The organism is Cyanobium sp. WKJ7-Wakatipu (genome assembly GCF_024345355.1).
Lineage (GTDB): Bacteria > Cyanobacteriota > Cyanobacteriia > PCC-6307 > Cyanobiaceae > Cyanobium_A > Cyanobium_A usitatum.
Genome location: NZ_JAGQAY010000002.1, coordinates 14,598 through 35,287, shown reverse-complemented (window position 1 = coordinate 35,287; position 20,690 = coordinate 14,598). Strand labels below are relative to the sequence as shown.

Sequence of the window (20,690 nt, the reverse complement as noted above, 5' to 3'; positions counted from 1 at the left end):
CGTTATGCCTGCCACTCAAGGGCAGCGTTGGATGGCGCCGCCGAAGGCGGAGGCGGGCAACTGATTGCCAAAGTTTGCAGCTATGGGCAAGATGTAGAAACAGACATAGATCGTGAACTTATCCTGCAAAGGGGCCATGAACATCAATGACATCTTTACGGGGTACAAGCAAGGTGGTAATAACTACATCAAAAAGGCCGACTCCAAGAATAAGTGGTGCGGATTTAGCAAAGGAGTGATAGATGAATTGAAGAATAGGCATGGCTTATCCTTCAATATAGTTCTCTGGGGCAATACCCCTCTTGATCACTACTTCTGTATCCCGTTTTCAAGACTTGAGCACTTGTTTACAGAAAGCCTCATGACAAGCGGCAAGTTGGCAGATAAGGGTTTGCGACGTTGGACCGCCACGATTGTTAATAACGTCTTCATGATGCGCGCAAACTCGCAATATTCAATTGATATAAGTGAGTTCTACGTCGATGCCAGCTCTCAGCTTGCGCCCGTCTTCGGAGCTTTGGTCAACGAGTTTGATGTCGATTACACAATCGAAGATGCGCTTGCAAATGTCAAGGTAAGGATCGGCCAGTCGGAGTTTAGGTCTTTAGTCCTCTCAAACTTTGAGTCCAAGTGCTGCATATCACGCATAGCCGAAGCAAGCCTGCTTGTGGCCAGCCACATTATTCCATGGAGCCACGACAAGAGCAAAAGAAGTGACCCGGCTAATGGGCTTTGTCTATTTATCGAATTCGACAAGTACTTTGATAGAGGCCTTATTTCCGTAGACGACGACTTGTCAGTTATTGTGTCTAGTCGGTGTTCCTCTTTTTCGGGGCCTCTTCAGGAACGCCTTCTTTCCTTGCAGGGGCGGAAATTGGCTGCCCCAGGGGTAACTCCGATCAATCCATCCTTCCTGCTGTATCACCGGCAGAACATCTTTGACCAATTCTAGAGAGCCCATCCAACATCGCCATGCACCTGAGCCGCCTCCACTCATTTCCAGCGGTCACCGATGTCTTACTGCGGCCAGGTGATGGCAAGCGCTAGACAGACCAAGCAGCCGGTTGCGCATCCGTATCTCATGGGATACAGTGAGGCATGCTTGAAATCAGGGAGACGCCTGCCTATGCCGCGTGGTTTGCTGCACTGCGTGACCGGACTGCAAGGGCTCGTATCGACATCCGGATCAGAAGACTCTCCCTTGGTAACTCAGGAGATATCCGCCCCGTAGGAGATGGCGTCTCAGAGCTACGGATCCATTATGGCACCGGCTATCGGATCTATCTGACAAAACAAGGAGATGCCGTCGTCATTCTGCTTGCAGGCGGCGACAAGAGTTCCCAAGACAAGGATATTCGTCTCGCCAAAGACCTTGCTCGAAATCTCTAGGAGAATCCAATGACCAAAACCTTCACGACAATCTGGGACCCCTCCACACACCTTCGCACTACTGATGATGTTGCGGCTTATTTAGAAGCCGCACTGCAGGATGGTGATCCTCAGCTTGTTGCAGCTGCCTTAGGCGATATAGCTAGGGCTAAAGGTATGAGCCAAGTTGCCCGTGATGCTGGCCTTGGCAGGGAAAGTCTATACAAGTCATTATCCTCCTCGGGCAATCCTGAGCTGGCAACAATATTGAAGGTGATTACTGCGCTGGGTTTGGAATTACATGTCACGGCTGTTGACGACGCGAAGACGGCTGTCTAACCGGCCCCTCGAGTGGACAGGCCGCCAATCAGAGGCAAGGTAAAGAGAATCAGGCCTGAGATTAAGACGGCACAGAATGGATACAAACTTCACACTAACCCCTTGGCCGGAGGAGTCTTAATTGACGGCGCTCTCCTGGAAGACAATATATACTTCATTAGTTGCAGTGGCAATAGCCTTCGACTGGATATGGCCCATGCCACCGCGACCAATTTTTTTTAAGAAGGCACTGACGATGTTCAAAGAACCTCTGGTTAGCCGTAGGCCCCGAATTCTCAAGAACTCATTGCTACCCACTGCACTGATCACCGCGCTTGCGCTGATGGGCATGAACATGGCACAAGCCCAAGTCAGCGTCCCTGGAAATCTCGCCAGTATCAGTACGGTCTACACCGGCGACATGATCAACGGCAAGAAAGTGGTGAGATCACTGAACACCAATGATTTGGAGCCTGGCAGGAAACACCTGCTTTACTTCCAGGGTGTGCAGATGTCCACAGGACAGTACTGGTACGTGTCGGTGATCGTGGCCAAGGGATCTAAACCAGGCAAGCGCATCACCCTCACGAGTGGTGTACACGGTGACGAGATGAGTTCAGTGCACACCGTACAAACGGTTATGGGCCGATTAAACCCAGCGGAAATGTCGGGCACCGTCATGGCGGTGTTGGACATTGCACGTCCTGCAATGGAGAGCATGCAACGCAGTTGGCCGAATAGCGGGCGCGGTTTCGAGTTGAACGACATGAACCGCGCATGGCCCGGCAATGAAAACGGCCTCAGCGCCGTGAGCCGCCAGGCCGGACTTGTGTTCAACCGATTGCTCAAGCCCAATACCGACTTGGCCATCGACTTCCATACCGGGACCACCGGCTTAGACGCAGCCGCCCTTCATATCGGTGACATGGGCATCCCGGACGTGAAGACCATGATGATGCTGTACCCAGTTCCGGCGATATGGGACAACCCGATCTACCCTGGCGTACTACACAACGCCTACATCGATGCGGGAATTCCCTGTTTTACGCCCGAGGTGGGTGTGGCGCGGAAGCTCGATCTCGACACGATTCCGATCTTCGTCGAAGGCACGATGAACGTCTTCAAGCACTACGGCGTGGTCCCCGGGAAGATCGGACGCACCGCCGTTGATGCCAACGTCTTCATCGCGAAGAATGCGGTTCCCGTGCTGACCAGCCACGGTGGCTTCATCGAATTGTTAGTCAAACTGAATGCCAAGGTCAAAACAGGGCAAAAGGTAGCCATCCAGCGCAACGCTTTCGGGGAAGTGGTTGCCGAATACACCAGCCCGGTCAACGGCCTCATCAGTGGCCTGCGCAGCGACGCCACATCAGAGCCTGGCAACGTGCTGTTCTTCATCCTGTTCAGTGGTGCGCCGCTGTCCGGCGCAGCCCCCTACTCGGAGTAGAGGATCTCCAAACCGAAGACGGGAACACGAGGCGAGCTTCTTTGGATCGAAGTGAACGGTGTTTGACGGTTCTACTTAACATCCAAGCCAACCTTGATGGCAGCTGAAAACCCAGATCAAAAATCTGAGGGCAAAACTATGTTGCTCAATACCGCTCAACCAGCGACATCACTACAGGAAATTCCAGGCAAGAGATTGTTGGGCCACCCGGCACACCACGGGCAGTGGAGGGCTCAGCACGGGCCCGCCGGCTGATCCGGCGACTCCCGCAACCTCGGCAGCAGCTGCACCAGATTGCAAGGACGCGTAGCAGCATCCAGCTGGGCGCTGATCAGCCGGTCCCAGGCGGTTTGCACTGCATCGAGCGAGCCGGGCAGCACGAAAATCACCGTGCCGTTGGCCACCCCCGCCAGGCAGCGGCTCTGCAGGGTGCTGGTGCCGATCGTTTCGAACGACAGCACCCGGAACAGCTCACCGAAACCCTCGATCGTCTTATCGAGCAGGGGCGCCACCGCCTCCGGCGTGCCGTCGCGGCCGGTGAGACCGGTGCCGCCACTACTGATCACCACCTGCACTGCCTCATCGGCGATCCAGCGGCTCACCGCCGCCCGGATCCGGTAGCGGTTGTCGGGCACCAGCGCCCGCTCCACCAGCCGGTGACCAGCCGCCTGCAGCCGCGCCAGCAGGGCGTCGCCGCTGCGGTCGTCTTCGAGGGTGCGCGTGTCCGACACCGTGAGCAGGGCGATGGCAAGGCTCACCGGGGGCCAAACGAAACGTCGTTTCATTGTGCTGGGGCCCAGACTGACCACCAGCCGCTGCAACCCATGGCCGCGTCCGCCCAACCAGGGGCATGCATTCAGGTGCGGCTATTCGCGTCCCTGCGCGAAGAAACCGGCTGGAGCGTGCAGCTGGTGACCCCGGCAACCACGGCCCGCACACCCCTGGCCCTCTGGCAGCAGCTTGAGCTCGGGCCAGGCGAGCCGCCCGCCGGGGTGCGGGTAGCGATCAACCAGCAGTTCGCCAGCTGGGATGCCCCGCTGGCAGACGGCGACGAACTGGCCTTCCTGCCGCCGATCAGCGGTGGCTGAGGAGCCTCTGCCCATGGACGGCCCCTTGCTCGCCATCGCGGTGGAGCCTGCACCGTTTGACCCGCTGCAGAGCCTTTTCGCCTGGCACACCACGCTGGCCGCAGCCCTCGGGGATCTGCCCGCAGCCGAGAGCCACTTCATCGGCAGGGTGCGCCCCACCGCAGCTGGTGGCGAAGCCCTAACCGCCCTGGAGCTGGAGCACTACCCGGGCATGACCGAGACCCAGCTGCACACCCTGGCCAGTGCCGCCGCCGCCAGGCACGGCGCCACGGCGGTGCTGGTGCGCCACCGGGTGGGGCGGGTACTGCCAGGCGAGTCGATCGTGCTGGTGGCCGTGGCCGCCAACCGCCGCGGCCCGGCCCTGCGCTGCTGCCAGGAGCTGCTGGAGGCCCTCAAACACGAGGCCCCCTTCTGGAAGCGGGAGTGGCTGGCAGCTGGCCGCAGTAGCTGGGTGCAGGGCAACACCCCCCTCTAAACGCCTCAGAAGTAAACAGCTCAGAAGATCGGCAGCCGCAACAGCTGGGCCCAGAGCTCGGTGCCGGCATCAAGCGTGCCCAGCTCGGCCGGGATCTCCAGCAGCAGATCCGCCGCCTGCAGCGAGCCGATGCGGGAGGAGGCCTGGGAGCCCTCCACCCGGGCCAGCAGCATTCCATCGGGCGCCACCACCAGCCGGGCACGGGCCAGCTCCGGCCGCCCCGCCCCGCGCCGCAGCTCCTGCTCCAGCCGCACCGGCAACCGCGGCAGCCACTGGATCTCGCCGCCCTCCAGCCGCTGCAGGGCCGGCCAGAGCAGCTGCAAGGCCGTGATCGCCGCCGCCACCGGGTTGCCCGGCAACCCAAAAAACGGTGTGCCGCCCACCTGCCCCCAGGCAAACGGGCGGCCCGGCTTGAGAAACAGCTTCCAGAAACGCACCTCCCCCAACTCCGCCACCAGGCCGCGGATCCAATCGCTGTCGCCGGCGGACACGCCGCCGGTGCTCACCACCACATCGCAGCACCCGGCCAGCTCCAGCAGGGCCTGGCGCAGGGGTTCGGGTTGATCAGCCACCACCCGCTGCTGGCTCACCCCGTAACCCAGCTGCTCCAGCAGGGCGGTCAGCAGGGCCGAGTTGCTCTCCCAGATCTGGCCGGGGCCGCGCACGGCACCGGGGGACAGCAGTTCATCGCCACTGATCAGCAGCCCCAGCCGCGGCCGCACCCACACCCTGAGCTGCTCCACGCCGCAGCTCGCCAGCCGGCCCAGCTCCGCCACCCCCAGCCGGCAGCCTGCCGCCACCAGCTCCTGCCCCGCCGCGGCCTCCTCCTCAGGCCCGCGGATCCAGGGGTTGGCACCAGCCGGGCGCACCAGCTCCAGGCCCGAGCCCTGGGGCAGCGCCAGCGGTTGCACCAACTCCTGGGGCAGGACCCGGCCACTGCCCTGGGGCACCACGGCGCCGGTGAGTACGCGCACCGCTTCCCCTGCCGCCAACACACCGGCAAACGGTGTCCCGGCAGCCGAGCGCCCCACCAAACGCCAACGCTGGCCTGGTTCAGGTGGAGCATCCCCGGCGATGGCGTAGCCATCCATGATCGAGGCGCGGAAGCCAGGCACCGCCGCCGCTGCGGTCACAGCCTCCGCAGTGATCCGGCCGCGGCAAGCCGACAGCGGCAGCGCCTCGCTGCATCCCAGGGGCTGCAGGGCCTCGAGGATCTGGGCCTGGGCCTGCTTCAGCGGCAGGCCTTCGGCGGGGAACGGTTCTGACGATCGAGCGGAGCCGGCCATGGGGCGCTCAGGCACAGGGGTGGGGGGCTTCAGGATGGCGCCAGAGGCCATGGCGTCCCCCCGTCTTCTCCAGCAGCCGCACCGGGCCGATGGTCATGGCGGGATCGGCGCTCTTGACCATGTCGTAAAGGGTGAGCAAGCCCACCTGCACGGCCGTGAGGGCCTCCATCTCCACCCCGGTAGGACCGGTGGTGCGGGCGGTGGCCTGCAGCCGCAGGCCGCTGCCATCGGCGGCCGGCCCCAACTCCACAGCCACACCGCTAAGCGCGATCGGGTGGCAGAGGGGGATCAGCTCCCAGGTGCGCTTGGCCGCCTGGATGGCCGCCACCCGCGCCACCGCCAGCACGTCCCCCTTGGGGGCCCGGCCCTCCAGCACCAGGGCCAGCACCGCAGGAGCCATCTGGATGTACCCCTCGGCCGTGGCCTCGCGGCGGCTAGCCGGGCGCTCGCCCACCTCCACCATGTGCACCTCGCCGGCGGCATTGAGGTGAGTGAGCTCCGCGGGGGATGGGGACGAAGCCATGGAACGCGCAGCTGCAGGTGCAAGGCATCATCGAGCAGCCGGCCTGGGCGGATCCGTAGCTTGAGAACCGGTGATGCTTGGCACCAACCCCTGCCGCCAGATCAAGGCGCCCTAAGTGCCACCCAAATCCCACCACCCCGCAGCCCCCGGCTCCAACGCGTTGTCGCTCTCCCGCCCCTCCACCTTCTTCTGCGCCTTCCTCACCCTGCTAAACGACCGGCTGGGGGAAAGCATCGTGTTTCCGCTCCTGCCCTTTTTGCTGGCGGGTTTCACCAGCGATGGCCGGGTGCTGGGGCTACTGGCGGGTAGTTACGCGGTGGCTCAGTTCGCCTTCACGCCCCTCATTGGCGCCCTCAGCGACCACTACGGCCGCAAACCGGTAATCAGCGTCTGCGTGGCGGGCTCGGTGCTGGGCCTGGCCCTGTTTGCTCTCACGATCAGCTTGCCCTGGGCCAGCCTCTGGCCCGCCGCCCAGGCCGCCGGGTTGCCCCTGGCCCTGCTGTTTGGGGCTCGGTTGATCGATGGGGTGAGCGGCGGCACCGCCGCCACAGCCAGCGCCGTGCTGGCCGACATCTCGCCGCCGGAAAAACGGGCTAAGGCCTTCGGCCTGATCGGCGTGGCCTTCGGCCTGGGCTTCATTCTTGGCCCCGCCCTGGGCGGGCTACTCGGCCAGATCAACGTCACCCTGCCGCTGCTCGTTGCCGTAGCCATAGCCATGCTCAACCTGGTGCTGGTGCTCACCGTGCTGCCAGAAACCCACCCGCCAGAAGCACGCCGGGCCATGCCCCGCAAACGGGATCTCAACCCATTTGCCGCCCTGCAACGGGTGTTCACCAACCCCCAGGTGCGGCGGCTATGCGTGGCCTTCTTCCTTTTCTTCCTGGCCTTCAACGGCTTCACCGCCGTGCTGGTGCTCTATTTCAAGCAGGCCTTCAACTGGGGGCCCGGCCTGGCGGCCTCAGCTTTTCTGGTGGTGGGCGTGGTGGCCACCGTGGTGCAGGGCGGCCTGATCGGCCCGCTGGTGAAGCGCTTCGGCGAATGGCGCCTCACCCTCGCTGGGTTGGGCTTTGTGATCGCCGGCTGCCTGTTGATTCCCCTGGCCACCCGGGCCAACGCCCAACCAGTGGTATTCAGCGCCGTGGCGATCCTGGCCCTGGGCACCGGCCTGGTCACCCCCTGCCTGCGCAGCCTGGTGTCCCGCAGACTCGACAGCGAAGGCCAGGGCGCCGCCCTGGGCAGCCTCCAGGGGCTACAGAGCCTGGGCAGTTTTCTGGGGCCACCGCTGGCGGGCCTGGCCTACGAAACCACCGGGCGCCAGAGCCCCTTCTGGCTTGGCATCGCCTTGCTTGTGGGCGTGGCCCTGCTGGTGGCCGGTGGCCTACCTGGCCGAATTTCAGCGATGACAGCAGGACTACACGGATCGGACAGTTGAGATTGCTACGTTGCCGCTAATCACAGTCAGGATGCGGCATGGCGGAATCAACGGCTGAAACCCAACTAGCTCCCGAGCTTTATTTAAATCGTGAACTTAGCTGGCTGGAATTCAACTACCGGGTGCTGGCACAAGCCCTAGACGAGCACACACCGCTACTTGAGCAGGCGAAGTTCAGCGCCATCTTCAGTAACAACCTCGATGAGTTCTTCATGGTGAGGGTGGCCTCGCTGAAGTCCCAGATCGATGCCGGGGTGAGCAGTCTTAGCGATGATGGACTCACCGCCCAGCAACAGCTTCAAGCGATCCGCACCAAGCTGCGCCCCCTGCTGGAGATGCAGCAGCAGCACTACCGCCACTCCCTTAAGAGCCATCTCTCCGACTACGGCGTTCACCTCACCGACTACGCCAACCTCAACTCAGCCCAACGGGATTGGCTCAACGCCTACTTCCAGAGCGCCATTTTCCCGGTTCTCACCCCCCTGGCGGTGGATCCCTCCCACCCCTTTCCCTTCATCAGCAACCTGAGCCTCAACGTGGCCGCCCTGGTGCGCGACCCCGATACGGGTCAACAGGAATTCGCCCGGGTGAAGGTGCCGCAGAAAAACCTGCCCCGCTTCGTCCAGATCCCCCCCCATCTGAGCGGCAAGCAACCCGAAGCCGTTTATACGGCCGTGCCTCTGGAGCAGGTGGTGGCCTTCAACCTCGGCCTGCTGTTCCCAGGCATGCACGTGGAGGGTCACTACTTCTTCCGCGTCACCCGTGACGCCGACCTGGAATTGCGCGACCTAGAGGCCGACGATCTGATGGAGGCCCTTGAGGAGGGCCTACGCAAACGCCGCCGCGGCGGTGAGGTGGTGCGGCTGGAGGTGGCCGATGAGATGCCGGAAGCGGTAGTGCAGCTGCTGATGGAAGGCACCGCCGTCGAGGCGGAAGACGTCTACCGGGTCAACGGACCACTGGGCCTTGACGATCTGATGAGCCTGCTGGCCATTCCCTTGCCCCAGTTAAAGGAGAAGAGCCACAAGGGCCGCACCACACCAGCCCTGGCCCGCACCCAGAAGAGCCAGCTGGAAGACGGCTCGATCAAGGCGGAGGAGTTTGAAAGCATCTTCTCGGTGATCCGCCGGGGAGATGTGCTGCTGCATCACCCCTACGACCTGTTTTCCACATCGGTAGAGGAATTCCTCAACCAGGCCGCCGATGACCCCTCGGTATTGGCCATCAAAATGACCCTCTACCGCACCTCTAAGGATTCAGCGGTGGTGGCAGCACTGATCCGGGCCGCCGAAAACGGCAAGCAGGTGATGGCCCTTGTTGAATTAAAAGCCCGCTTCGATGAAGACAACAACATCCAGTGGGCCAAGCAGTTGGAGGCATCTGGAGTGCACGTCGTCTACGGCGTGCTGGGCCTGAAGACCCACACGAAAATCCTGCTGGTAGTTCGCAAGGAGAAGGAGCGCCTCAACAGCTACGTGCATATAGGTACGGGCAACTACAACTCCAAAACCTCCAGCCTCTACACCGATATCGGCCTACTCACAGCCAGGCCGGAATTCGGTGCCGACCTAGTGGAGTTGTTCAACTACCTCACCGGTTTCTCGAAACAGCAAAGCTTCCGCCGCTTACTGGTGGCTCCAGTGACGCTGCGCAGCCGCATGGAAGGCTTGATCCGCCGCGAAATCGAGCATGCCCAGGCCGGCAGGGGCGGTCATATCCGGGCAAAGATGAATTCCCTAGTGGATCCCTCGATCATCGCCCTGCTCTATGAGGCCTCTCAGGCTGGCGTCATGATCGAGCTGGTGGTGCGTGGCATGTGCAGCCTGCGACCCCAACTAGAGGGCATCAGCGACAACATCCAAGTTGTGAGTGTGATCGGTCGCTTCCTAGAACACTCGCGGCTGTTTTGGTTTGGTAATGGCGGCGAACCCGAACTTTTCTTCGGCAGCGCCGACTGGATGTCTCGCAACCTGGACAGACGAGTTGAAGCGGTAGCCCCGATAGAAGATCCAAAACTGCGCCATCAGCTTGAGCAGGTCATCGATCTCTACCTGAATGACACCGGTGCCTGGCACATGGACAATCAAGGAAAGTTCAGTCAACGACAGCTCGAAGGCGAACAACATCTGGTTCAGCGGGAGATGATGCGTCGCTGGCGCGGCGGTTTGATGGCTTGATCTGCAGCATTCCATACAGGAAATCTTCCAAATCAAGGAGACACAACCAACGCAACAGTGCTACATTTCGGCCAAATTCAATACGGAGGCTTGGGTGTGGGGACGCCTTTGCAATCCGCTTCAGACGCTGTTGACAGCAGCGTCTCGAAGCAGTCGCCATCATTGATGGCGCCAAACGCTGCAGCTAGCAAATCTGCCTCGGCAAAGGTACGCGCCGCCACAGGCCCAAAAGCCGGGGGGCGGCTTAGTGCCGACTCAATCGGCTGGTATCTAGGCACCATTGGCCGGGTGCCCCTGCTCACGGCCGCCGAAGAAATTGAGCTGGCCCACCACGTGCAGGCTGGCAAACGCTTGCTGGAGCTGCCTGCAGGGGAGCACACCCCCAAGCACAAGCGCCAGCTGCGCATGGCCCAGCGGGCCCGTGACCGAATGATGGCCGCCAACCTGCGCCTGGTGGTAAGCGTCGCCAAAAAGTATCAAAACCAGGGTCTTGAGCTGCTGGATCTGGTGCAAGAAGGGGCGATCGGCCTAGAGCGAGCCGTTGACAAGTTCGACCCAGCAATGGGCTACAAATTTTCGACCTACGCCTATTGGTGGATCCGTCAGGGGATGACCCGGGCCATCGACAACAGCGCCCGCACGATTCGTCTGCCGATTCACATCAGCGAAAAGCTGTCGAAGATGCGGCGGATCAGCCGGGAGCTTTCCCATCGCCTCGGCCGCCAGCCGAATCGCCTCGAGCTTGCCCATGCCATGGACATAGCCCCGCGGGACCTCGAAGAGCTGATGGCCCAAAGCGCTCCCTGCGCCTCCCTCGATGCCCACGCCCGCGGCGAAGAAGATCGCAGCACCCTGGGCGAACTGATCGCCGATCCGGCCAGCAACGAGCACCTGGACTCGATGGACCGGCACATCCAAAAGGAGCACCTGGGCACCTGGCTCTCCCAGCTAAACGACCGGGAACAGCAGATCCTCAAGCTGCGCTTCGGCCTGGAAGGGGCCGAGCCTCTCACCCTCGCGGAGATTGGCCGGCTGATCAATGTGTCTCGGGAGCGGGTCCGGCAGCTGGAGGCAAAAGCGATCATGAAGCTGCGCCTGATGAGCAACTACCAGCAGGCCGCTTGAGCCCATGGCCGCTGGATGGTCGCAGCAGCTCCTGGGAGTGGCGGCCGTTGCTGGCTGGCTAGCCCTGTTGGCGCTAGCGGCGCTGCAGGTGCGGCGGCGCTGGAATGGTCAACGGGAATGGAGTCGCAAGTTGGTGCACATCGGCACCGGCGCCGTGGTGCCGATCGCCTGGGCCAGCGGCATCGATCGCCTGATCGCCATCCCCGCCGCCGGCCTGATCACGCTGCTGGCGGCAATGAACCATCGCTTCCGCCTGCTGCCAGCCATAGAAGATGTGGGTAGGGCCAGCTACGGCACCATCGCCTATGGGGCCTCAATCACCCTGCTGCTGCTGCAGTTTTGGCCGCAGCAACCCGCTGCCGTAGCCGCTGGCGTGCTGGTGATGGCCGTGGGTGATGGCCTCGCCGGACTGCTGGGTCCCCTGGTGAGCTCCCCTTGCTGGCTGGTGTGGGGCCAGCGCAAATCCGTAGTTGGCACCGGCGCCATGGCCGCTGGCAGCCTGGCCATGCTGCTGCTGGTTCGCCAGCTGGCGATCGCGGCTGGCCTGCCCCACCCGGAGCTGCCCGCCCTGCTGGCCATTAGCGCCACTGCAGTGGTGCTGGAGCAGGTGGCGGTGGGGGGCCTCGACAACTTCACCGTGCCGCTGGCGGCCGGCTGGCTCTGGCAACGGCTGAGTTAGCGCACTGGCTTAGCTAGCGCACTGCCTTAGCTAGCTCACCGACTCAGCCAGAGTTTCGAGCACCTCCGCGGTGGTGGCCAGATCGATGCAGGCATCGGTGATGCTCTTGCCGTAGGTGAGCTGGCTTAGGTCTGACGGAATCTTCTGGCTACCAGCCACCAGATGGCTCTCCAGCATCACGCCCATTACGTGGCCAGAGCCGGCGCGCAGTTGTGCGGCCACCTGGGCTGCCACCTCGCCCTGGCGGCGATAGTCCTTGTTGGAGTTGCCATGGCTGCAATCCACCATCACCCGAGGCGGCAGACCGGCTTTAGCCAGCTCAGCAGCGGCTTCCTGCACCGCCTCTGGGTGGTAGTTAGTGCCGCGCTTGCCACCCCGCAAAACCAGATGGCCATCGGGATTGCCCGTGGTGGTCACAATGGCGGCATGACCGTCGTGGTTGATGCCCAGGAAATGGTGGGTCTTAGCCGCCGCTTCCATGGCATTGATGGCGGTAATGGCACTGCCGTCGGTGCCATTTTTGAAGCCAATCGGCATCGACAAACCCGAAGCCATCTCCCGGTGGGTCTGGCTTTCGGTGGTGCGGGCGCCGATGGCCGTCCAGCTGATCAGATCGGCGATGTATTGGGGCACTACCGGATCGAGCAGCTCGGTAGCCGCCGGCAGGCCCATCTCGGCTAAATGCAGCAAAAGGCCGCGAGCCACCCGCAGTCCCGTATTGATGTCGTAGCTGCCATCGAGGTGGGGGTCATTGATCAGGCCCTTCCAGCCCACGGTGGTGCGGGGCTTCTCGAAATAAACCCGCATCACGATCTCGAGCGCGTCCTTATAGCGCTCCTGGGCCTGGGCGATTGCCGCGGCGTATTCGTGGGCCGCGGCCACATCGTGCACCGAGCAGGGCCCCACGATCACCAGCAGGCGGGAATCGCGGCCATGCAGGATCGCCTTAATACGTTCTCTGGCTTGCTGGACCGTTGCCGTTGAACGATCGCTGATCGGCAGTTCGCGGTGCAACAGCGCCGGAGGCACCAGCGGCCGGGTTTCCACCACATGCAAATCGGAGGTGGTGGTGGTCATGGGCCTGAGGCCGTCAGAACGGCGCCGTGGAGTCGCCTTCCACCCTAGTCAGCAGCGATTGCGACCACCAAGGGGCCGGCTGCCAAGAACAATGGGGTGTAGATCAACGCGACCGGGCATGTCTGCAGCCACCTTCCTCCCCAGCTACCGCGCCGCTGCGGCCGAGCGCGAAGCCCTGGGGGTCCCGGCCCTGCCCCTGAGCGCCACACAAGCCAGTGCACTCACGGAGCTGCTGAGCGCACCGCCCGCCGGCGAGGAAGACTTCCTGCTACACCTGCTTAGTGAGCGCATCCCGCCGGGAGTGGACGAGGCGGCCTACGTGAAGGCCGACTGGCTCGCGGCTGTGGCCCAGGGCACGGCTACTAGCCCCCTGGTGAACCCAGTGGCGGCAGTGAAGCTGCTGGCCACGATGATCGGCGGCTACAACGTCAGCGCCTTGATCGAGCTGCTCAGCAACTCCGATCCGGCCATCGCCAGTGCCGCCGCCGAAGGGCTGAGCACCACTCTGCTCGTCTACGACGCCTACAACGAGGTGCTGGAGCTGGCCTCCAGCAACCCCTATGCCCAGCAGGTGATCGACAGCTGGACCGCCGCCGAGTGGTTCACCGCCAAAGCCGAGCTGCCCGCCGAGATCACCGTGACCGTGTTCAAAGTGGAGGGTGAAACCAACACCGACGATCTCTCCCCCGCCACCCACGCCACCACCCGTCCCGACATCCCCCTGCACGCCATGGCGATGCTGGAAACCCGCATGCCTGGCGGCCTGGAGCTGATCACCCAGCTCAAAACCAAAGGTCACCCGGTGGCCTACGTGGGTGATGTGGTGGGCACCGGCAGCTCGCGCAAATCCGCGATCAACTCCGTGCTCTGGCACACCGGCAGCGACATCCCCCACGTGCCCAACAAGCGCGGCGGCGGGGTAATCCTGGGCGGCAAGATCGCACCAATCTTCTTCAACACCGCCGAGGATTCCGGCGCCCTGCCGATCGAGTGCGACGTGTCCGCGCTCAACTCCGGCGATGTGATCACGATCCGCCCCTACGCCGGCACGATCGAGCGGGCCAGCGGCGAAGCGAATGCCGGCGAGATCGTGGCTCGCTTCGAGCTCAAGCCCAGCACGATCACCGATGAGGTGCGCGCCGGCGGCCGCATCCCCCTGTTGATTGGCCGCTCGCTCACCGATAAGTTGCGCGCCCAGCTGGGGCTACCCGCCAGCGAGCTGTTCATCCGCCCGGTGGCCCCGGCCGACACCGGCAAGGGCTACACCCTGGCCCAGAAGATGGTGGGCAAGGCCTGCGGCCTGGCGGGCGTGCGCCCCGGCAGCAGCTGCGAGCCGCTGATGACCACCGTGGGCTCCCAGGACACCACCGGGCCCATGACCCGCGATGAGATGAAGGAGCTGGCCTGCCTGGGCTTCAGCGCCGATCTGGTGATGCAGAGCTTCTGCCACACCGCCGCCTATCCGAAGCCGGTGGACCTCAAAACCCACGCCGAGCTGCCGGATTTCATGGCATCCCGCGGCGGCGTGGCCCTGCGCCCCGGTGACGGCATCATCCACAGCTGGCTCAACCGCATGCTCCTGCCCGACACCGTGGGCACCGGCGGCGACAGCCACACCCGCTTCCCGCTAGGCATCTCCTTCCCCGCCGGCTCAGGCCTGGTGGCCTTCGCCGCCGCCATCGGCGCCATGCCGCTCGACATGCCCGAATCGGTGCTGGTGAAATTTTCAGGCTCCCTGCAGCCAGGCGTGACCCTGCGCGATGTGGTGAATGCGATTCCCTACGTAGCGATCCAGCAGGGCCTGCTCACGGTGGCTAAAGAAGGCAAAAAAAACGTATTCAACGGCCGAATCATGGAGATTGAAGGGCTGCCCGATCTCAAGCTTGAGCAGGCCTTTGAACTCACAGACGCGACCGCGGAGCGCTCTTGTGCCGGCAGCACAATCAAGCTCAGCGCCGAAACGGTGAGCGAATACCTAAGCAGCAACGTGGCACTGCTGAAAAACATGATCGCCCGCGGTTACGGCGATGCCCGCACCATGGCCCGCCGCATCAAGGCGATGGAGGCCTGGCTGGCCAACCCGGAACTGCTAGAGGCCGATGCCGATGCGGAATACGCCGCCGTAATCGAAATCGATCTCGATCAGATCACAGAGCCGATCCTGGCCTGCCCCAACGACCCCGACAACGTCAAAACCCTCTCCGAAGTAGCCGGCGCACCTATCGATGAGGTGTTCATCGGCAGCTGCATGACCAACATCGGCCACTACCGCGCCGCGGCCAACGTGCTCGAAGGCCAGGGGCAGAACTCCGCCCGCCTCTGGGTGTGCCCGCCCACCCGCATGGACGAGGAGATGCTGAAGCAGGAGGGCTACTACGCCACCTTCGAAGCCGCGGGCTCGCGCATGGAGATGCCGGGCTGCTCGTTGTGCATGGGCAACCAGGCCCGCGTCGACGACAACACCACGGTGTTTTCCACCAGCACCCGCAACTTCAACAACCGCCTCGGCAACGGAGCCCAGGTGTACCTGGGCAGCGCCGAACTAGCGGCGGTGTGCGCCCAGCTGGGCCGCATTCCCTCCAGAAACGAATACCTGAAAGTCGCCGCCGAAAAGATCGATCCCTTCGGCGCTGAGCTCTACCGCTACCTCAACTTCGACCAGATCGAAGGCTTTGAAGACAGCGGCCGCGTGCTTAGCGCCGAGGACGAGGCGAAGGTGCTGGCGGGGGTGTGAGGGAATAGGGCTGCGTCCACTGCACAACCTGGCGCAGTTTGGTATCAATCCTTACAACAAACCAGAGAAATCAGCTGGCCTAACTGACGTCCCTAGGGTCCAGAGGCTTGCTGATCAGCATCCCCATGCGTCGCATTTCTCTGCTCGCCGGCGGCATCGCCCTAGCCCTCGCGGGTGGCCTAAGCCTCACCGGCTGTAACCAGGTCACCCAGAGCGCCAAGGACGCCGCCACCTCCGCTGCCACGGGTGCCGCCCAGACGGCCCTAGGGCCGGCCGTGACCCCGGTGCTCGACCTGCTCAAGCAGGGCCAAAGCAAGGTGGCCTCCGGCGATCTAGCCGGTGCCGCAGCCTCCATGGGCGGCTTCCAGGCCATCTGGGAGAAGGCCGCACCAGTGGTCAAGCCCCTGGCCGGGGATAAGTGGGCCTCCATCGAAAGCGCTGCCCAAGGCTTAAGCGGCACCTTCAGCAAGGGCACTCCATCAGCTGCCGATGCCAACACCGCCATCAGTGGCCTGCTTGGCCCCCTGTCCGCCCTAGCCGGTAAGTAAGTCGTGCCTGCCGTGGTGAGACGCTGGATGCCTACAGCCGTCGTCTCATCTGAACCAGGAAATCCTGCTGTTCGAACCCGCCCCAGCTGAGGCCGGTGCACTGCGTGCCGTGCTGGCCTTTCCCAGCACTTACACGGTGGGCATCACCAGCCTGGGGTACCAGGTGGTGTGGGCCACCCTGGCCCAACGGGCCGATGTGGATGTACGCCGCCTATTCACCGACCAGGGCGATCCAGCGCACCGCCACTGCGACCTGTTTGGCCTGTCGCTGAGCTGGGAGCTGGATGGGCCGGTGCTGCTGGATCTGCTGGAGCAGCAGCGCATCCCGATCTGGGCGGCCGAGCGCGGCGAAGACGATCCGATCGTTTTCGGCGGTGGGCCGGTGCTCACCGCCAACCCCGAGCCGCTGGCACCATTTTTTGATGTGGTGTTGCTAGGCGATGGCGAACTGTTGCTGCCAGCCTTCATCGATGCCCTGCAGGCCGGCCGGGACGCTCCCCGGGCCGAACGGCTCAGGCAGCTGGCGGCCGTACCCGGCGTCTATGTGCCCAGCCTCTATGCCCCCCGCTACAGCCCCGAAGGCGATCTGCTCGCGGTGGAGCCAACAGAAGCGGGTATCCCGGCCACGGTGGCCAAGCAGACCTGGCGCGGCAACACCCTGAGCCATTCGGCTGTGATCACCCCGGAGGCGGCCTGGCCCTCGATCCACATGGTGGAAGTGGTGCGCAGCTGTCCGGAGCTGTGCCGCTTCTGTCTGGCCAGCTACCTCACCCTGCCGTTTCGCACCCCCAGCCTGGAAGACGGCCTGATCCCAGCGGTAGAGAAGGGTTTGGTCGCCACCCAACGCCTGGGATTGCTGGGGGCCTCGGTAACCCAGCACCCCCAATTCGCCGACCTGCTGACCTGGCTCGACCAGGACCGCTTTGAAGGCACGCGGGTGAGCGTCAGCTCGGTGCGGGCCGCCACCGTGACCGCCGAGCTGGGCCGAATTCTGGCCAAACGGGGCAGCAAATCGCTCACGATCGCCATCGAGAGCGGCAGCGAGCGCATGCGCCAGGTGGTTAATAAGAAGCTCAGCAGCGAGGAGATCTACTCAGCAGCCCGCTACGCCAAGGAGGGCGGGCTCACGGGCCTGAAGCTCTACGGAATGGTGGGCCTGCCTACGGAAGAAGACACCGATGTGGAAGCCACCGCCGAGCTGCTGCTAGCTCTGAAAAAAGCCACTCCCGGCCTGAGGCTCACCCTGGGAGTGAGCAGCTTCGTGCCCAAGGCCCACACCCCGTTCCAGTGGCAGGGGGTGCGGCCCGAAGCCGACAAGCGACTCAAGCTGCTGGCCAAGCGGCTCAAGCCCAAGGGCATCGAGCTGCGCCCCGAAAGCTATGGCTGGAGCGTGATCCAGGCCCTGCTGTCGCGTAGCGACCGGCGCCTAGCACCGGTGATCGCCGCCGCCCGCGGCAAACACGAGAGCCTGGGGGGCTGGAAGCAGGCATATCGGGCGGTGCGGGAGCAAACCTCAGGCCCCGAGAGCCCACCAGCCTGGGAGGAAGTAATCCACGCAACCTGGAACAGCGAGCGGGTGCTGCCCTGGGCGCACCTGGAGGGACCGCTGCCTGCGGCAACTCTCGCCAAACACAGGCTTGATGCGCTCGGCGAAGCTGCCTGAACCTCAAGCAAACACCGCCGTCCGCCCCCGATAAACCATCACCTGGCGCTTGAGGTGCAGGCGCACGGCCCGGGCTAGGGCCAGGCGTTCGCAGTCGCGGCCTAGGCGAATCAGGTCAGGGACCTCATCGCGGTGGCCCACGGGCACGGTGGATTGGGCAATGATCGGCCCCCCATCCAGCTGCTCGGTCACGTAGTGACCGGTGGCACCGATCAGCTTCACGCCCCGCTCCCAGGCCCGGTGATACGGCTGGGCGCCCTGGAAGGCAGGCAGGAAAGAGTGGTGGATGTTGATCACTCGATGGAAAGCATCCGGTGGATCAAAGCTCTCCAAAAATGCCGGCGTCAGCACCTGCATGTACTTGGCCAGGATCACTAGCTCGATGCCGTGCTCGGCAAGCAGCTCCAAGTGCCGTGCTTCAGCCTCCTCCCGGTTGGCGGCTGAGATGGGCACATGGGCAAAGCGGGCCCCAAATTCCTCGGCCAGGGCGCCAAGGTCAGGATGGTTGGAGATCACCAGCGGCACCTGCATCGGCAACTCCCCCGTGCGCGTGCGCCACAGCAAATCCAGCAGGCAGTGGTCCTGCTTGCTCACGAAGATCGCCACCGGCGGGCGCACATCTGAGAAGTTCACCGTGTATTGGCCACCCAGGCGCTCCGCCAGGGCGCTGGCCGTGGGACAGATCGCCTCCCGCGGCAGCCCGAAACCCTCAAGCTGCCACTCGATCCGGCTCAAAAACAAGCCGGCGCCTTGATCGCTGTGGTGGTCGGCGTGCACGATGTTGCCGCCGTTAGCCGCCACCCAGCCAGACAATTCCCGCACCAGTCCGGGTTTATCCGGGCAGATCATTTGCAGGATGGCAGTGGCGGTAGTCATGGCCATGGTCAACGTCAGTTCAGACGTAGCACCTCGGCGGCATGTAGGGCCAGGTTGCGAGGGGCAACAGACAGGCCGGAAGAGCCAGCCCGCCCCGATAAACTCACTCCCACGAAAAGGTGTTGGTACCTGCTGATGGCTTCTGCGCGGATTCCTGCGGTTTTCACCGCTTTCAGCCAAAATGCTTTCAGTAAAACTGCTTTTACCCAAACCGCTTTCGGCCAGCAGCTGCGCCGTTTAGTGGTGCTCTGCCTTGCCACCGTGCTCTGCCTCGGCCTGAGCGCCTGTGACGGCAGCCAGGGCAAGAAGCCGCCGACCATCAGCCCAGAGGACATGGCCCTGATCGAGCGCCAAGCCGAGGGCTTCCTGGCAGCCCGCAACCGCCTGCCCGAGTTGGCCGCCCTCGTAAATGAACGCAACTGGGTATTCACCGCCAACTTGATCCACGGCCCCATGCAGGAAGTGGGCCGGGAAATGAGCTACATCAACCAAAGGCTGCTGCCCGCCGACCGCCCCGAGGCCGAGAAGCTTGCCACCGCCCTGAAAACGGCCCTAGCCCAGCTCGATGAGGCGGCCCGCCTTCAAGACGGCGACAAGCTGCGTAAGGGTTACATCAAGGTGGCGAGCGGTTTTGGTCTCTATGCCCAGGTGTTGCCCACCCAAGTGCAGGAAGACCTAAAGCAAATCTGATTAAGCAGAGCCATCCCGTCGGATCAGCCGTTAGGCGCCTTTCGATCGCTGTAATCGGCGCCGGCTTAGTGGGCCGGGCCTGCGCCTGGCTACTGCTGCAGCGTGGCCACCGAGTTTTGCTGATTGATCCTGGGCTGGACGGCCAGCGCGACCCCAGCTCAGGCAGCGAGGCGGCCCTGGGGGTGCTCATGGCCCAGGTGTTTCACCGCAACAGCGGCCGAGCCTGGCGGTTGCGTCAACGCAGCCTGGAGCTCTGGGGCCAATGGCGTCAGCAGTTGCAGGGCCAGGGCTGGGAGCTGCCCTGGCGGCCCGGCTTGCTGCTGCTGGCCAGCACCCCTGAGGAACTGGAGCGCCAGCGCCAGTTGGTGGGAAGCCGGCGGCAGCAGGGATTTGCCTTGGAGCTCTGGGACCAGCCCCGGCTTGACGCCCTGGCACCAGCCCTGCCGATCGGAGCCCTGGGCGGGCTCTACTCCCCGGCCGACGGGCAGCTGGATCCCGGGCCCGCCCTCGCAGCCCTGCTAGCCGATGGCCTGCGGCTGGGCCTGCAGACCTGCTGCGATCGGGTTGAGCGCCTGGAGCAACGCCCCGGTGGCTGGAGCGTGCACACTCGCAGCGGCGAGCTTCTGAAGGTGGATGCTTTGGTGCTGAGCGCCGGGGTAGCCAGTACCGCTCTGCTGGCGGACATAGGCCACCAGGTGCCCATGGAGCCGGTGTTAGGCCAGGCCCTGGAACTGGAGTTGCCACTCCCCACAAACTGGAACAGCGCCAGACCCTGGCCTGGGGCACTCTCCTGGCCTGGGGCAGTCGTGTGGCAGGGACTCAACCTGGTGCCCCGTGCCAGCTGCAAGCTTTGGCTTGGGGCCACCCTGGAGCCTGGCGATCAAGCCGATCCGGCCGCCCTCGCCAACCTGCAACAGCTGGGTGGTGCCGCGCCAGGGTGGCTGCAACAGGCCACCGTGGTACGCCAGTGGCAAGGCCACAGGCCCCATCCGATCGGCCGCCCTGCGCCCCTGCTCGAGCAACTGGAGCCAGGCCTGGTGCTGGCCAGCGGCCACTACCGCAATGGCGTGCTGCTGGCACCGGCAACAGCGGAATGGGTGGCCGACCAGCTGGAGCAAGGCTGACAAACCAGCCAGGCCCCTGAGTCCAGCAAAAAGCCCCCCTTACGGAGGGCTAAATAAAGA

At 63.6% G+C, this 20,690-nt stretch carries 20 protein-coding genes; 15 read left to right on the top strand and 5 right to left on the bottom strand.

The features are described from left to right. The first annotated feature begins 136 nt into the window (after positions 1-136). From KBY83_RS01385 to KBY83_RS01370, 4 genes are all read left to right on the top strand, one after another. The gene (locus KBY83_RS01385) at positions 137-952 is read left to right on the top strand and encodes an HNH endonuclease (protein WP_255017944.1); all 816 of its coding nucleotides are present in this window, start codon (positions 137-139) and stop codon (positions 950-952) included. Between the two features lie 146 nt (positions 953-1,098). Then, complete coding sequence (locus KBY83_RS01380; RefSeq protein ID WP_255017943.1) at positions 1,099-1,389, top strand: type II toxin-antitoxin system RelE/ParE family toxin; 291 nt, start codon at positions 1,099-1,101, stop codon at positions 1,387-1,389. A 9-nt stretch (positions 1,390-1,398) separates the two neighbouring features. Continuing rightward, on the top strand, positions 1,399-1,707 hold the full coding sequence (locus KBY83_RS01375; RefSeq protein ID WP_255017942.1) for an addiction module antidote protein: 309 nt from the start codon (positions 1,399-1,401) through the stop codon (positions 1,705-1,707). 196 nt (positions 1,708-1,903) lie between these two features. Continuing rightward, on the top strand, positions 1,904-3,133 hold the full coding sequence (locus tag KBY83_RS01370; RefSeq protein WP_255017941.1) for a succinylglutamate desuccinylase/aspartoacylase family protein: 1,230 nt from the start codon (positions 1,904-1,906) through the stop codon (positions 3,131-3,133). A 233-nt stretch (positions 3,134-3,366) separates the two neighbouring features. Here KBY83_RS01370 and moaB read toward each other — a convergent pair whose 3' ends face one another. After that, the gene (gene moaB, locus KBY83_RS01365) at positions 3,367-3,891 is read right to left on the bottom strand and encodes a molybdenum cofactor biosynthesis protein B (RefSeq protein ID WP_255018097.1); all 525 of its coding nucleotides are present in this window, start codon (positions 3,889-3,891) and stop codon (positions 3,367-3,369) included. 66 nt (positions 3,892-3,957) lie between these two features. Between moaB and KBY83_RS01360 the strand changes: the two genes are divergently transcribed. Continuing rightward, complete coding sequence (locus KBY83_RS01360) at positions 3,958-4,221, top strand: MoaD/ThiS family protein (RefSeq protein WP_255017940.1); 264 nt, start codon at positions 3,958-3,960, stop codon at positions 4,219-4,221. A 13-nt stretch (positions 4,222-4,234) separates the two neighbouring features. Then, positions 4,235-4,696, top strand: coding sequence for a molybdenum cofactor biosynthesis protein MoaE (locus KBY83_RS01355; protein ID WP_255017939.1), 462 nt, complete (start codon positions 4,235-4,237; stop codon positions 4,694-4,696). A 20-nt stretch (positions 4,697-4,716) separates the two neighbouring features. Here KBY83_RS01355 and KBY83_RS01350 read toward each other — a convergent pair whose 3' ends face one another. After that, positions 4,717-5,982 carry a molybdopterin molybdotransferase MoeA gene (locus KBY83_RS01350; RefSeq protein ID WP_255017938.1) on the bottom strand — a complete coding sequence of 422 codons (1,266 nt, stop codon included), beginning with the start codon at positions 5,980-5,982 and terminating at the stop codon, positions 4,717-4,719. Between the two features lie 7 nt (positions 5,983-5,989). Then, complete coding sequence (gene moaC / locus KBY83_RS01345) at positions 5,990-6,505, bottom strand: cyclic pyranopterin monophosphate synthase MoaC (protein ID WP_255017937.1); 516 nt, start codon at positions 6,503-6,505, stop codon at positions 5,990-5,992. Positions 6,506-6,665: 160 nt separating this feature from the next. Here moaC and KBY83_RS01340 point away from each other — a divergent pair, with 160 nt between their 5' ends. The 4 genes from KBY83_RS01340 (at position 6,666) to KBY83_RS01325 (ending at position 11,918) form a co-directional block, all read left to right on the top strand. Beyond that, positions 6,666-7,937, top strand: coding sequence for an MFS transporter (locus KBY83_RS01340; protein ID WP_255017936.1), 1,272 nt, complete (start codon positions 6,666-6,668; stop codon positions 7,935-7,937). 38 nt (positions 7,938-7,975) lie between these two features. Beyond that, on the top strand, positions 7,976-10,114 hold the full coding sequence (gene ppk1 / locus KBY83_RS01335; protein WP_255017935.1) for a polyphosphate kinase 1: 2,139 nt from the start codon (positions 7,976-7,978) through the stop codon (positions 10,112-10,114). Between the two features lie 96 nt (positions 10,115-10,210). Next, the gene (locus KBY83_RS01330; RefSeq protein ID WP_255017933.1) at positions 10,211-11,239 is read left to right on the top strand and encodes a sigma-70 family RNA polymerase sigma factor; all 1,029 of its coding nucleotides are present in this window, start codon (positions 10,211-10,213) and stop codon (positions 11,237-11,239) included. Positions 11,240-11,243: 4 nt separating this feature from the next. Next, positions 11,244-11,918 carry a diacylglycerol/polyprenol kinase family protein gene (locus KBY83_RS01325; protein ID WP_255017932.1) on the top strand — a complete coding sequence of 225 codons (675 nt, stop codon included), beginning with the start codon at positions 11,244-11,246 and terminating at the stop codon, positions 11,916-11,918. A 30-nt stretch (positions 11,919-11,948) separates the two neighbouring features. Here the strand turns inward: KBY83_RS01325 and KBY83_RS01320 are convergent, their stop codons facing one another. Then, on the bottom strand, positions 11,949-12,995 hold the full coding sequence (locus KBY83_RS01320) for a 3-deoxy-7-phosphoheptulonate synthase (protein ID WP_255017931.1): 1,047 nt from the start codon (positions 12,993-12,995) through the stop codon (positions 11,949-11,951). A gap of 118 nt (positions 12,996-13,113) precedes the next feature. On the opposite strand from KBY83_RS01320, the gene acnB reads away from it, so the two are divergent. The 3 genes from acnB to KBY83_RS01305 all read left to right on the top strand — a co-directional run bounded on the left by acnB (position 13,114) and on the right by KBY83_RS01305 (position 17,940). After that, positions 13,114-15,729 carry a bifunctional aconitate hydratase 2/2-methylisocitrate dehydratase gene (acnB, locus tag KBY83_RS01315; RefSeq protein ID WP_255017930.1) on the top strand — a complete coding sequence of 872 codons (2,616 nt, stop codon included), beginning with the start codon at positions 13,114-13,116 and terminating at the stop codon, positions 15,727-15,729. Between the two features lie 125 nt (positions 15,730-15,854). Next, positions 15,855-16,277, top strand: coding sequence for a hypothetical protein (locus tag KBY83_RS01310; RefSeq protein WP_255017929.1), 423 nt, complete (start codon positions 15,855-15,857; stop codon positions 16,275-16,277). Between the two features lie 109 nt (positions 16,278-16,386). Beyond that, positions 16,387-17,940 carry a radical SAM protein gene (locus KBY83_RS01305; protein ID WP_255017928.1) on the top strand — a complete coding sequence of 518 codons (1,554 nt, stop codon included), beginning with the start codon at positions 16,387-16,389 and terminating at the stop codon, positions 17,938-17,940. Between the two features lie 3 nt (positions 17,941-17,943). On the opposite strand, the gene purU is transcribed toward KBY83_RS01305, so the two are convergent. After that, positions 17,944-18,816 (bottom strand): formyltetrahydrofolate deformylase, encoded by an 873-nt coding sequence (gene purU / locus KBY83_RS01300; RefSeq protein WP_254961891.1) that lies wholly within the window; start codon positions 18,814-18,816, stop codon positions 17,944-17,946. 135 nt (positions 18,817-18,951) lie between these two features. On the opposite strand from purU, the gene psbQ reads away from it, so the two are divergent. Both psbQ and KBY83_RS01290 read left to right on the top strand, forming a co-directional pair. Beyond that, a complete protein-coding gene (psbQ, locus tag KBY83_RS01295; RefSeq protein WP_255017927.1) occupies positions 18,952-19,506 on the top strand; it encodes a photosystem II protein PsbQ in 555 nt (184 codons plus the stop codon). Next, a complete protein-coding gene (locus tag KBY83_RS01290; RefSeq protein WP_261354155.1) occupies positions 19,503-20,630 on the top strand; it encodes an FAD-binding oxidoreductase in 1,128 nt (375 codons plus the stop codon). The genes psbQ and KBY83_RS01290 overlap by 4 nt, the downstream gene beginning before the upstream one ends. Positions 20,631-20,690 lie beyond the last annotated feature (60 nt).

Coding starts and splice junctions, on each gene's coding strand:
- KBY83_RS01385 (WP_255017944.1), top strand. CDS start 137: ATGAACATCAATGACATCTTTACGGGGTACAAGCAAGGTGGTAATAAC.
- KBY83_RS01380 (WP_255017943.1), top strand. CDS start 1,099: ATGCTTGAAATCAGGGAGACGCCTGCCTATGCCGCGTGGTTTGCTGCA.
- KBY83_RS01375 (WP_255017942.1), top strand. CDS start 1,399: ATGACCAAAACCTTCACGACAATCTGGGACCCCTCCACACACCTTCGC.
- KBY83_RS01370 (WP_255017941.1), top strand. CDS start 1,904: ATGCCACCGCGACCAATTTTTTTTAAGAAGGCACTGACGATGTTCAAA.
- KBY83_RS01360 (WP_255017940.1), top strand. CDS start 3,958: ATGGCCGCGTCCGCCCAACCAGGGGCATGCATTCAGGTGCGGCTATTC.
- KBY83_RS01355 (WP_255017939.1), top strand. CDS start 4,235: ATGGACGGCCCCTTGCTCGCCATCGCGGTGGAGCCTGCACCGTTTGAC.
- KBY83_RS01350 (WP_255017938.1), bottom strand. CDS start 5,982: ATGGCCGGCTCCGCTCGATCGTCAGAACCGTTCCCCGCCGAAGGCCTG.
- moaC (WP_255017937.1), bottom strand. CDS start 6,505: ATGGCTTCGTCCCCATCCCCCGCGGAGCTCACTCACCTCAATGCCGCC.
- ppk1 (WP_255017935.1), top strand. CDS start 7,976: ATGGCGGAATCAACGGCTGAAACCCAACTAGCTCCCGAGCTTTATTTA.
- KBY83_RS01325 (WP_255017932.1), top strand. CDS start 11,244: ATGGCCGCTGGATGGTCGCAGCAGCTCCTGGGAGTGGCGGCCGTTGCT.
- KBY83_RS01320 (WP_255017931.1), bottom strand. CDS start 12,995: ATGACCACCACCACCTCCGATTTGCATGTGGTGGAAACCCGGCCGCTG.
- acnB (WP_255017930.1), top strand. CDS start 13,114: ATGTCTGCAGCCACCTTCCTCCCCAGCTACCGCGCCGCTGCGGCCGAG.
- KBY83_RS01310 (WP_255017929.1), top strand. CDS start 15,855: ATGCGTCGCATTTCTCTGCTCGCCGGCGGCATCGCCCTAGCCCTCGCG.
- purU (WP_254961891.1), bottom strand. CDS start 18,816: ATGACTACCGCCACTGCCATCCTGCAAATGATCTGCCCGGATAAACCC.
- psbQ (WP_255017927.1), top strand. CDS start 18,952: ATGGCTTCTGCGCGGATTCCTGCGGTTTTCACCGCTTTCAGCCAAAAT.